The organism is Kitasatospora sp. NPDC058478 (genome assembly GCF_042720345.1).
In the GTDB taxonomy this organism is placed as follows: Bacteria; Actinomycetota; Actinomycetes; order Streptomycetales; family Streptomycetaceae; genus Kitasatospora.
This window is the reverse complement of the sequence record NZ_JBHXML010000130.1, coordinates 1-12,182: the sequence shown is the minus strand read 5'-3', so window position 1 is coordinate 12,182 and position 12,182 is coordinate 1. Positions and strand designations below refer to the sequence as shown.

At 75.0% G+C, this 12,182-nt stretch carries 7 protein-coding genes and 1 pseudogene; 6 read left to right on the top strand and 2 right to left on the bottom strand.

Features of this window, described 5'->3' with window-relative positions; translation table 11 throughout:
- The first annotated feature begins 313 nt into the window (after positions 1–313).
- Both ACFWPT_RS40080 and ACFWPT_RS40075 read left to right on the top strand, forming a co-directional pair.
- Entirely contained in the window at positions 314–475 is a 162-nt protein-coding gene (locus tag ACFWPT_RS40080; protein WP_363378780.1) for a hypothetical protein, read from the top strand.
- Between the two features lie 275 nt (positions 476–750).
- Entirely contained in the window at positions 751–4,086 is a 3,336-nt protein-coding gene (locus ACFWPT_RS40075; RefSeq protein WP_380487910.1) for a S8 family serine peptidase, read from the top strand.
- 169 nt (positions 4,087–4,255) lie between these two features.
- Here ACFWPT_RS40075 and ACFWPT_RS40070 read toward each other — a convergent pair whose 3' ends face one another.
- Positions 4,256–6,739 carry a YfhO family protein gene (locus tag ACFWPT_RS40070; protein WP_380487908.1) on the bottom strand — a complete coding sequence of 828 codons (2,484 nt, stop codon included), beginning with the start codon at positions 6,737–6,739 and terminating at the stop codon, positions 4,256–4,258.
- Between the two features lie 141 nt (positions 6,740–6,880).
- On the opposite strand from ACFWPT_RS40070, the gene ACFWPT_RS40065 reads away from it, so the two are divergent.
- From ACFWPT_RS40065 to cimA, 4 genes are all read left to right on the top strand, one after another.
- Entirely contained in the window at positions 6,881–7,498 is a 618-nt protein-coding gene (locus tag ACFWPT_RS40065) for a Uma2 family endonuclease (protein WP_380487906.1), read from the top strand.
- 9 nt (positions 7,499–7,507) lie between these two features.
- Complete coding sequence (locus ACFWPT_RS40060) at positions 7,508–8,545, top strand: 3-isopropylmalate dehydrogenase (protein WP_063347723.1); 1,038 nt, start codon at positions 7,508–7,510, stop codon at positions 8,543–8,545.
- Between the two features lie 246 nt (positions 8,546–8,791).
- Positions 8,792–9,904 (top strand): branched-chain amino acid aminotransferase, encoded by a 1,113-nt coding sequence (locus ACFWPT_RS40055; RefSeq protein WP_063347722.1) that lies wholly within the window; start codon positions 8,792–8,794, stop codon positions 9,902–9,904.
- A gap of 378 nt (positions 9,905–10,282) precedes the next feature.
- Positions 10,283–11,899: a citramalate synthase gene (cimA, locus tag ACFWPT_RS40050; protein ID WP_380380428.1), complete on the top strand. Its 1,617-nt coding sequence runs from the start codon at positions 10,283–10,285 to the stop codon at positions 11,897–11,899.
- Positions 11,900–11,990: 91 nt separating this feature from the next.
- Here the strand turns inward: cimA and ACFWPT_RS40045 are convergent.
- Positions 11,991–12,182, bottom strand: a pseudogene (locus ACFWPT_RS40045) (ATP-binding protein); the annotation flags it as partial.

Sequence of the window (12,182 nt, the reverse complement as noted above, 5' to 3'; positions counted from 1 at the left end):
GCTCCGCCCGCTGGGCCGAGGGGGCCGCCTCCGCCCCCCCCCCCCGGGGCCCCGCCCCGCGGTCGGCCGGGGGTCCGGGCCCCGCTGCGTTCCCCCGGGCGGCGCCCGTCTCAGATACTAGGAAATCCAAGTATTCGTGCAGACACGGCCCGGGCCCGGTCGTACCGTGGAAGGGCGATACGGCGTGCCGACCCTGTAGACAGGGCGTTCGGCCCGTGTCCGCGTGCGCCTTCACGGGCAGGCGATCCCTGCCCCCGCGCGTACCCCTCCCCTCCCGCGCCCTCTTCGGGGCGCCGCTTCCAAGGAGCCCGGTATGCCCCTCACCGCCGACCGCCACGCCACTGCCACCCCCGCCGCCACCCCCGTCCGCGCCCCGCGCCGGCGCCGGGCCGCCGAGCGGAACCCCTTCGCCGCCGCCGCGCTGCAGCGGGCGCTGGACCGCCGCGACAACGGCGGCTCGACCGGGCACCTCTGACGGGAACCCCTGGCGGGCCTGTCTGTCAGGGGTCGTCGGACGGCCCTCCTCGGGGGGCTTCTCCGACCCGGCCGTTCATCCGCCGAATAGGCCGCTCGGGCTGCCGTCAGGTCACCCGGTCGAGTGCAACCGGCGTCCGTCCGAGGGAAGTTGCTCGCGCTCGCCGGCGCGATCATCCTAATTTGGGGCCCCCGGAAGGGTGATCGACGTTCGCGCGGGCGGGCGTCAGCGACACGGTGTGCGGATCAGTCCCCCTGCCGGGGGGAGAGGGCCCAGTGCGCCTGCCATCCGTCCGCCGACCCATCACCCGGATCGGCCTCACCCTGGCCGTACTGGCCGGGAGCGCGGCGCTCGCCGCCACCCCGGCCTCCGGCGGGCCCCCGACGGAGCCGTCGAGGGCCGGCCGAACGGCCACCGTCCTGCTCGAACTCGGCACCGAGCCGGCCGGCCCCGCCTGGCGGCGCGCCGCCGACGGGGCCCGGCGGGCCCAGCGCTCCCCGGAAGCCGCCCGCCGGGAGGCCGCCGACGCCGGCGCCGCCCAGCGCGCCAAGGCCGGCGAAGCCCTCGACCGGCTCGCCGCGGCCGTCCACCGGGCGGCGCCCACCGCCGGCGAGCTCTACCGCACCCGCACCCTGCTCACCGGCCTCGCCGTCAACGCGCCCGCCGACCGGCTGCCCGCCCTGCGCGCGCTGCCCGGCGTCCGGGCCGTCCACCCGATCGTCCGCAAACAGCGGGACAACGCCTACTCCGTCCCGCTGATCGGCGCCCCGCAGGTCTGGGCCGGCGCCACCGGCGACGGCAACACCGGCCAGGGGGTGCGGATCGGCATCGTCGACAGCGGCATCGACTACACCCACGCCGACTTCGGCGGCCCCGGCACCGAGGCCGCCTTCCGCTCCGTCGAACGCGGCAAGCCGGCCCCGCCCGAGCTGTTCCCCAACGCCAAGGTGATCGGCGGCAAGGACCTGGTCGGCGACGACTACAACCCCGACCCGTCCTCCCCCCACCACCAGCCCGTCCCGCACCCCAGTGACAACCCGATCGACTGCGACCGCAACGGGCACGGCACCCACGTCGCCGGCACCGCCGCCGGCTACGGCGTCACCGCCGACGGTCACCCGTACACCGGCCCCTACCGGCCCGGACTCGACCCCGCCGGGTTCAAGGTCGGCCCCGGCGCCGCCCCCGGCGCCCAGCTGTACGCGATCCGGGTCTTCGGCTGCGACGGCTCCACCGACCGGCTCGCCCAGGCGCTCGACCTCGCCGCCGACCCCAACGGCGACGGTGACCTCGGCGACCGCCTCGACGTCGTCAACCTCTCCCTCGGCAGCCGCTTCGGCAACCCCGACGACACCGACGCCCTCGCCGTCGACCGGCTCGCCGCCCTCGGCACCGTCGTGGTCGCCGCCGCCGGCAACGACGGCGACGTCTACGGCATCGGCGGCAGCCCCGGCACCGCCGCCCGGGCCATCGCCGTCGCCGCCTCCGTCGACCCGCACAGCGACACCGACGGCCTCACCGTGCTCGCCCCCGCCAGCCTGGCCGGCGTCGTCCCGGCCCACTGGAGCGAGCGCTACCAGGGCTGGTCCAGCGCCGACGTCAGCGGCCAACTCGCCCTGCCCGCCGACCAGTCCGACGGCTGCGCCGCCTACAGCGAAGCCGACCGGCAGCGGCTCGCCGGAAAGATCGCCGTCCTCACCTGGCGCACCCGCGACACCGAACGGGCCTGCAACTCCGGCCCCCGCGCCGACCACGCCGCCGACGCCGGTGCGATCGGCGCCCTCTACGCCGCCGACACCGACCACCTCGCCGAGATCTCCGGCAACGACCGCATCCCGGCCGCCCTGCTCGCCCACGCCGACGGCGAACGGCTCCGGCAGGCCGCCGCGGCCGGGCCGGTCGAGGTCCGCCTCGCCGCCCCCGGCAACCCGCTGCACGGCTCCGTCTCCCAGAACCAGCCCGCCCGCACCGACACCCTCACCGACTTCTCCTCCCGCGGCATCGGCGTCCCCGGCATCGTCAAACCCGACCTCGCCGCCCCCGGCGAGACCATCTGGTCCGCCCTCGTCGGCACCGGCAGCGGCGGCCAGCGCGAGGACGGCACCTCGATGGCCACCCCGCACATCACCGGCCTCGCCGCCCTCGTCCGCGCCGCCCACCCCGACTGGCCGGTCGAACAGCTCAAGGCCGCGCTCATGAACACCGCCGTCGACACCTGGCTCGGCGACGACCACGGCGGACCGGTCTACGGCCCCGAGCGCACCGGCGCCGGCCGCGCCCAGGTCGACCGGGCCGTCCACACCCCCGTCGTCGCCTACGCGGCCGGCGACGGAGCGGCCGAAGGCAGCGTCGGCGTCTCCTACGGGCCGGTCGAGATCGCCGGGCCGACCGCCCTCGGCCGCGACATCGAGGTGCGCAACCACGCGGACCGGCCGCTGAGCTACCGCACCGGCTACGCGGCCGCCACCGAACTGCCCGGCGCCACCTTCGAGGTGACGCCGGACCAGGTCGACGTCCCGGCCGGCGGCACCGCTCGGGTGCACGTCACCCTCGCCGTCCCCGGGGAGCTGGGCCGCGCCCCCGACCCCACCATCGACACCGTGCAGGACGGCAAGGCCCGCAGCTACCGCGCCGAACTCTCCGGCCGCGTCCTGCTCACCCCCGTCACCGACCCGGCCCTGCCCCAACTGCGCGTCCCCGTCCTCGCCGCCCCGCGCCCGGCCACCGACCTCACCGCCACCGCCGCCGCCCGCACCACCCGGGACGGCACCGTCCTGATGCTCGGCGGCAGCGCCGCCCCCGGCAACCGGCCCGGACTCGTCACCGCCCTCACCCTCGGCGGCGAAGGCACCCGCTGGGCCGACTGCCCGCCCGACAGCGAAGCCGCCGTCGGGCCCGGGGCCGGCATCCGGCCCGACGACGACGCCGAGCCGGCCGACCCCCCGCAGGACGTCTGCGTCCAGCACCCCGGCGACCGGGCCGCCAACCTGCGGGTCGTCGGTGCCGCCACCGGCTCCGACCTGCTCTACGTGGGCGCCCAGCTCTGGGCCCCGGCCGCCACCCCGGTCGGGCTCTACGGCGTCCGGGTCTCCCTGGACACCGACGGCGACGGCACCACCGACGTCATCCTCGAAGCAGACCGGCTGCGCAACAGCGACGTCCTCGTCTCCCGCGCCCTGGACGCCCGAACCGGCGCCGAACTCGACGTCCAGCCGCTCAACGGCCACTGGGGCGACACCGACACCGCCCTGCTGGACGGCGACGCCGTCGTCCTCCCCGTCCGGCTGAGCGCCCTCCCGGGCGTCCGGGAAGGCCACAGCACCATCCACTACGGCGTCTGGACCAGCACCGTCGCCCCCGGCACACCCGACCCGGCCGAGTCCTACTCCGCCATCGGCCTGCGCGGCACCCGCCCCGTCCTGGCCCTCGACGTCCTGCACCCCGCCGTCGACATCCGCGCCGGCCTCGGCGGCCCCGCGGCCCTCGCCACCCCGGTCCGGCCCGGCACCGTCCTCGACATCCGCCGCACCCCCGGCGACACCTCCCGCCTGCTCCTGCTCCACCACCTCAACCCCGCCGCCCACCGGAGCCAGGTGATCAGCCTCCCCTGACCGCACCCGTCCGAGGGGCGGCCCGCCGACCTGGCGGGCCGCCCCTCGCGCGTTGTGCCGCGCCTCGGTGGCGCGGGCCCACTTGCGGTGCCACCGGCGGTCGGCAGTGCCCGGCCCGGCCGCCTCAGGCCCGGCTGCCTCAGGCCCGGTTGCGTCAGGCCCGGCCGCCTCAGCCTCGGTCGGCGGCCTGGGCGGCGAGCCGGCGGGTGCGGCGGGGGGCGCGGGTCGGGCGGCGGGAGAAGCGGGTGAAGACGGCGACCAGGGCGAGGGCGGCGGCGGTGGCGGAGCAGACGGTGAGGCCCTCGGTGAGACCGGGCGGGCGGAAGGAGCAGGCGATGCGGTCGGCGCCGGCGCCGAGCGGTACGCCGATCATGCCCAGGACGGGCGTCGGCGGGACGTACCGGCCGCCGCCCGCCGCGCAGGTCCAGCCCTCGGCGGCCGGGACGGACAGCAGCGCGGTGCCGGTGGAGCCGGCCGGGAGGGTCGCGGCGAGGGTGTGCCCGCCGGCCGTCACGCCGGTCGCGCCGGTGGCGGTGAGACGGGCGACGGCGGCGTCCAGGGCGCCGGGCCGCAGGCAGCCGATCGGACGGGCCGGGACCTGGCCGACCGTGTCGGAGCGCAGGGTCACCCGGACCGTCCCGTCGGCGGGGACCGGCCCCAGCCGGTGGATCGCGACGGCGGTGGTGGGCTGTTCGCCGTCGCTGCGGTAGGTGGTGCCGAGGCCGCTGACCGTGCCCCGGTACCAGACGCCGTGGAAGTAGGCCGTGCCGCCGGGGGTGCAGGCCGCGGTGAGGACGGTGCCCTCGGCGCCGCCGGGCAGCGACCAGCCGCTGGTGCCGTGCAGGGTTGGCGCCGGGCCGCCGGCCGGGACGGGCAGCGGGGCCTCGTACACCCGGCGGCCGAGCAGTGACTCCTGCCGGGACCAGACCGAGGAGGTGTCCGGCCGGGCGCCGGGCGGCAGCACGGTGACCAGCGGCGGTGCGGCGGCCCGTCCGGGGGTGAAGCCGGCCGGGGGCGGCCCGTCGTCGAGGTGGGCGCGGACGGCGAACAGGGCCTGCCCGACCGGGTCGGTGACGCTGGCGGTCTGCCGCCCGCCCGCCGTCCAGCCCGCGCCGAGGTCGTGCAGCAGCAGGGCGGCGACGGTCGGCAGGTAGCCGCTGAAGTAGCCGCCGCCCTGGCCGTCGAGCAGCAGCGGATCGTTGGTGGTGAAGGCGTGCGGGCCGGGGTCGCTGCGGCCCCGGGGCCAGTCGGCGCCGTCGCGCACCGCCGCGTACCCGGCCCGGACGGCGGCGGGGGAGGCGGGGTCGGCCGGGGCGGCGGCGAGCGCCGCGTACCCGGACCAGACGGCGTTGCCGAGTACCGCGCCGGCCAGCACCCAGGTCGCCAGGGCGGTGGCCCGGCGGTCGGTGTGCCGGCGGTCGAGGGTCCAGAGCGCGGCGAGCAGGACGACCCCGCCGACGGCCAGCAGCGTCCAGGTGGAGGCGCGGACCGAGTGCCGGCCCGCCGCCAGCGCGGCGATCACCGCGACCACGGCGGCGCCGCCCAGCAGGGTCAGCCGGTCCGGCCGGTGCGCCAGCGACACCCAGCCCGCCAGCACCAGCAGGCCGCTGAGCACGAACGCGACCCGGTACGGCCCGCCGGCCGGGATCGCCAGACCGTGCCAGACCAGCACGGTCGGGGTCCAGACGAAGCTGAGCACCACCAGCACCAGCGCCCCGCACCAGACCGCCCGCTCCCGTACCCGCACCCGCCGGTTGAACGGCAGCCCGCACACCAGCAGCAGCCCCAGCAGGCCGATCGCGACGTCCGGCAGCGGCCGCCCGCCGTGGGTGGCGGGCAGCAACTGCGCGAGGTGCCCGCCGAGCCCGGACGGGCCGAGCGGCTGCACCGGGGACTCCGGCTGGGCGCCGTGCGCGGCCCGGACGGCGACGAACAGCACGGGCGAGGCGAGCAGGACGCCGGTGGTGGCCATGGTGAAGGCCCGCCCGGTGACCCGGACCCGGTGGCGCAACGGCCGCGGGGTGGCGAACAGACGGACGGCCAGCAGCAGCCCGGCCATCAGGGTGGCCAGCGCGGCGGTGTACAGGTTGCCGGCCCAGGCGAGGGTGACGCACAGCGAGCCGGCCACCCAGCGCCGCTCGCGCAGGCACCAGTCGGCGGCCAGGCCGAGCAGCGGCAGCGAGACCAGGCCCCAGAGCCACATCGGCGCCGCCCCGCCGACGTCGAGCACCCAGGCGCAGAGCCCGTACCCGACGGCGGCGAGCGCCCGCAGCCAGTGCGGGCCGGCGTGCAGCCGGCCGAGCAGGTGGGCCATCAGGGCGGTGCCGAGGCCGATGGTGGCGAGGGTGACCAGGAGGAGCGCGAGCCGGCCCTGGTCGCGGGGGAGGAGGGCGGTCGGCCAGGAGAACGGGTTCATCAGGTAGGCGAAGAAGTCGGCGAGGAACGGGACGCCGTAGCCGCTGTTCCAGTTGAACAGGAGGTCCCCGGCGGCCCGCCCGTGCAGCAGGTCCCACAGGTGGGCGTGGTACGGCAGGGCGGCCTCGCCCGCCCCCGTCGGCCACACCCCGCGCAGCCCCACCGCGAGCGCGTACCCGCCCGCCGCCAGCCCGGCCGCACTCCCGCAGACCAGCACCTCCCGCCGCCGCACGCCCATCTGCTGCTCGACCCCGTTTCCGCGAGGGATTGCCGGACCCCGCCACCCTAAGCGCGCCCCCCGCGCGGATCAGGCCCCCCGCGCTCCCTCGAAGGGGTGATGAGGTGGCAGCCCGGCGGATCGGCCTGCGACGGTGCCCCCGTGGAAAGGGAACTCGACCTTGCGATGCCGGAGTGGCTGCGCCCTCCGGCTACCGGCTACACCGCGGACGACCTGGATCGGCTACGGGATCTCCCGCCCCACACCGAGTTGCTCTTCGGTGGCCTGGTCTTCTCCGCCCGTCAGACAACGTTCCATGCCCGGACGACCAGCAGGCTGGATCAGCAACTGGCCGACCAGGTGCCGGACGGTTGGGAGGTCTGCTGCCGGATGGGGTTGAAGCTCGACACCCGTAACCGGCCGGAGCCCGATGTCATGGTCGTCGATGCCCGAGCGGACACCGGGCCCGGTCAGACGTTCTGGCTGGCCCGGGATGTTCTGTTGGCCGTGGAAGTGGTCGAGGAGGCATCGGCGGAGCGGGACCGCGACGTCAAGCCGCGCAAGTACGCCGCTGCCGGGATCCGCTACTTCTGGCGTGTCGAGCGTGAGCGGTGTGAACCGGTGGTTTACGCCTACGAGTTGGATGAGGCTGCCGGCGATTACGTTCAGAGCGGGACTTTCCCTGGCAGCCTGACGGTTCAGCGGCCGTTTCCGTTGACGGTCACCCTGACCCGTCCGGATGGTGGACGCCGGGTGTCAGCCCCTGGGACACCGGAGTAGGGTCCGAGCATGTCTCGCACGATTCGTCTCGCAGTTGTCCCGGGTGACGGCATCGGCCAGGAAGTGGTGGCCGAAGGTCTCAAGGTCCTGGGTGCCGTGCTTCCCGCCGAGGTGAAGCTGGAGACCACCGAGTACGACCTCGGCGCCCGGCGCTACCACCGGACCGGGGAGACCCTGCCGGACAGCGTGCTGGCCGAGCTGAAGTCGCACGACGCGATCCTGCTGGGCGCCATCGGCGACCCGAGCGTGCCGTCGGGCGTGCTGGAGCGGGGGCTGCTGCTGAAGCTGCGGTTCGCCTTCGACCACCACATCAACCTGCGTCCGGGCCGCCTGTTCCCCGGGGTGAAGTCCCCGCTGGCCGGTGAGCCGACCATCGACTTCGTGGTGGTCCGCGAGGGCACCGAGGGCCCGTACGTCGGCAACGGCGGCTCGCTGCGCACCGGGACGCCGCAGGAGGTGGCCACCGAGGTCAGCCTGAACACCGCGTTCGGCATCGAGCGCGTGGTGCGCGACGCCTACCGCCGGGCCCAGGCGCGTCCGCGCAAGAAGCTGACGCTGGTGCACAAGAACAACGTGCTGGTGCACGCCGGGCACCTGTGGTCGCGGATCTTCGCGGAGGTCGGCCGGGAGTTCCCGGAGGTGACCACCGACTACCTGCACGTCGACGCGGCGACGATCTTCTTCGTCACCCAGCCGGAGCGCTTCGACGTCATCGTCACCGACAACCTGTTCGGCGACATCCTGACCGACCTGGCCGCCGCCGTCACCGGCGGGATCGGCCTGGCCGCGAGCGGCAACATCAACCCGGGCGGCGAGTTCCCGTCGATGTTCGAGCCGGTGCACGGTTCGGCGCCGGACATCGCGGGCCAGGGCAAGGCCGACCCGACGGCCACCGTGCTGTCGGTCGCCATGCTGCTGGAGCACCTGGGCTTCGCCGCCGAGGCCGCCCGGGTGGAGGCCGCCGTCGCGGCGGACCTGGCCGAGCGCACCGGCACCCGCAGCACCTCCGCGGTCGGCGACGCGCTGGTCACCCGAGTAGCCGGCTGACGGGCCGGATCCGCTTGACGGACTCCGGCCCACGGGCCGGGGCCGACAACGGTCGCGGCCCGGCGGGCCGCACCACATAACCGCAGCTTGCAGCTCCCCAAGGAGCGGGCAGCTGTTCGGCACGGCCCTCTGGATGCGAGTATCGACAGTGGGTCGTGCCGTTGTGCGTTCGTTCCGGTGCTGGTTGGCCGCGGCGGGCACCCGGCGGTGGCGGCCCGGACCTACCCCACGGTGAAGGAAACAGCCATGAGCACGCCCACCCAGGCGCCCATCACGTTCGACCTCAAGCCTTCCGCCCACCCGCTGCCCACCGCGGAGCGCGAGGCCCGGCTGATCAACCCCGGCTTCGGCCGGGTCTTCACCGACCACATGGTCACCATCCGCTGGACCGAGGGCGTGGGCTGGCACGACGCCCAGCTGGCGCCGTACGCGCCGCTGGAGGTCGACCCGGCGAACATGACCCTGCACTACGGCCAGTCGATCTTCGAGGGCCTCAAGGCCTACCGCCAGGCCGACGGTTCCATCGCGACCTTCCGTCCGGAGGCCAACGCGGCCCGCTTCCAGGCCTCGGCCCGCCGGCTGGCGATGCCGGAGCTGCCGGTGGAGACCTTCGTCGAGGCCGTCGAGCTGCTGGTCCAGCAGGACCAGGGGTGGGTGCCGAACGAGCCCGAGCAGAGCCTGTACCTGCGTCCGTTCATGTTCGCCACCGAGGTCGGTCTGGGTGTCCGCCCGGCCAACTCCTACCTGTTCATGATCATCGCCTCGCCGGCCGGCGCCTACTTCCCGGGCGGCGTCAAGCCGGTCTCGGTGTGGCTGTCCAAGGAGTACGTCCGGGCCGCTCCCGGCGGCACCGGCGCCGCCAAGTGCGCCGGCAACTACGCGGCTTCGCTGATCGCCCAGGCCCAGGCCGCCGAGAAGGGCTGCGACCAGGTCGTCTGGCTCGACGCCGCCGAGCACCGGTGGATCGAGGAGATGGGCGGCATGAACCTGTACTTCGTCTTCGGCGAGGGCAAGGACGCGAAGATCGTCACCCCCGAGCTGTCCGGCGCCCTGCTGCCCGGCATCACCCGCGACTCGCTCCTCCAGCTCGCCGCCGACCTCGGCTACGCCGTCGAGGAGCGGAAGATCTCCACCGACGAGTGGCAGCAGGCCAACGCGGACGGCACCCTCACCGAGGTGTTCGCCTGCGGCACCGCCGCCGTCATCACCCCGGTCGGCTCGGTCAAGTCGGCCGCCGCCGACTGGACGGTCGGCGCCGGCGAGCCCGGCCCGACCACCATGGAGCTGCGCCGGGCCCTGCTGGCCATCCAGGGCGGCCAGACCCCCGACACCCACGGCTGGCTGCACAAGATCGTCTGAGGCGGCACCCGCTCCGGCCTGCCCTGTTCCGCATCGCGAGACGGGCGGGCCGGATGCCGGGACGTGTGCCAGACTGCGAGCGTGTCCTCGCTGTCGCTGATGATTAGCAGCAGGCGCGCCGGTCCGCAGTGACCGCTCCCGCAGGACCCGATGCGGAGCGACCACCAGCGTCCAGACCCGCGCGCAGACCTCTCGCACCCGCGAGGGGTTTTTTCGTTTTTCGGGCACCGCCCCGATGAACACAGCCTCCGGACCGGCCGAGAGCCCCCACAAGGGGCTCGGGGACACCGGAGCCGCGCGCGGGATGCTGGACAGTGGAGCCGGGACTCGCAATCCGGCAGAGCAGTACGAACCTCCCCGAACGGAGAACCAGGGGTCATGACCGAGGTCAGCCGTACCGACGACAGTTTCCACGTGTTCGACACCACCCTGCGCGACGGTGCGCAGCGGGAGGGCATCAACCTGACGGTGGCGGACAAGCTGGCCATCGCGCGGTACCTGGACGAGTTCGGGGTGGGCTTCATCGAGGGCGGCTGGCCGGGGGCCAACCCGCGCGACACCGAGTTCTTCGCCCGGGCCGCCGCCGAACTGGACCTCCGGCACGCCCGGCTGGTCGCCTTCGGCGCCACCCGCCGGGCCGGCGGCAAGGCCGCGGAGGACCCGCAGCTGGCCGCGCTGGTCGCCTCGGGCGCCCCGGTCGTCACCCTCGTCGCCAAGGCGCACGACCGGCACGTGGAGCTGGCGCTGCGCACCACCCTCGACGAGAACCTGGAGATGGTCCGGGACAGCGTCGAGTTCCTGCGTGCGCAGGGGCGGCGGGTGTTCATCGACTGCGAGCACTTCTTCGACGGCTACCGGGCGAACCGCGAGTACGCGCTGGCCGTGGTCCGCACCGCGCACCAGGCGGGCGCGGACGTGGTGGTGCTGTGCGACACCAACGGCGGGATGCTGCCGGCCGGCGTGCGGGAGACCGTCGCCGACGTCCTCGCCGTCACCGGTGCCCGGCTGGGCATCCACGCCCAGGACGACACCGGCTGCGCGGTGGCCAACACGCTGGCCGCGGTGGACGCCGGCGCCACCCACGTCCAGTGCACCGCCAACGGCTACGGCGAGCGGGTCGGCAACGCCAACCTGTTCCCGGTGGTCGGCGCGCTGGAGATCAAGTACGACCGGCGGGTGCTCCCCGAGGGGCGGCTCGCCGAGATGACCAGGCTGTCGCACGCGATCGCCGAGGTGGTCAACCTGACCCCCTCCACCCACCAGCCGTACGTCGGCTACTCGGCCTTCGCGCACAAGGCGGGCCTGCACGCCTCCGCGATCAAGGTCGACCCTGACCTGTACCAGCACATCGACCCGGAGCGGGTCGGCAACACCATGCGGATGCTGGTCTCCGACATGGCGGGCCGCGCCTCGGTCGAGCTCAAGGGCAAGGAGCTCGGCTACGACCTGTCCAGCGACCGGGACCTGGCCGGCCGGGTGGTGGCCAAGGTGAAGGAGCAGGAGAACCTCGGCTACACCTACGAGTCCGCCGACGCCTCCTTCGAGCTGCTGCTGCGCGACGAGGTGCGCGGCGGCCGGGAGCGCTTCTACACCCTGGAGTCCTGGCGGACCATCAGCGAGCAGGGCCCGAACGGGTTCACCGGCAACGAGGCGACGGTGAAGCTGTGGGCGAAGGGGGAGCGCCGGATCGCCACCGGCGAGGGCAACGGCCCGGTGAACGCGCTGGACCAGGCGCTGCGCACCGCGCTGGAGGGGATCTACCCGCCGCTGGCCCGGTTCGAGCTGGTGGACTACAAGGTCCGCATCCTGGAGGGCCAGCACGGCACCGGCTCCAAGACCCGGGTGCTGATCGAGTCCACCGACGGCACGTCCACCTGGTCGACCGTCGGGGTGGCCGACAACGTGGTGGCCGCCTCCTGGCTGGCGTTGGAGGACGCCTACACCTACGGGCTGATCCGGGCCGGCCTGGAGCCCACCGACCAGACCGCCGAGTAGCTCACCGGGCAGCCCGCCGGGCGACCCGCCGCGGCCGCGGCCCGCAGACCTCCGAACGAAGGTCCGTGGGCCGCGGCCGCGGCCGTGTCCGTCATCGGAGTCGGGCGAGGAGGGCGTGTTCGACGAGGGTGATGAGGGCGCTCTTGGCGCTGTCGCGGCGGCGGGCGTCGAGGGTGACGACGGGGGTTTCGGCGCTGAGCTGGAGTGCTTCGCGGACCTCGTCGGCGGTGTGGGGCTGGTGTCCGTCGAAGCCGTTGAGGGCGACGACGAAGGGGAGTCCGCT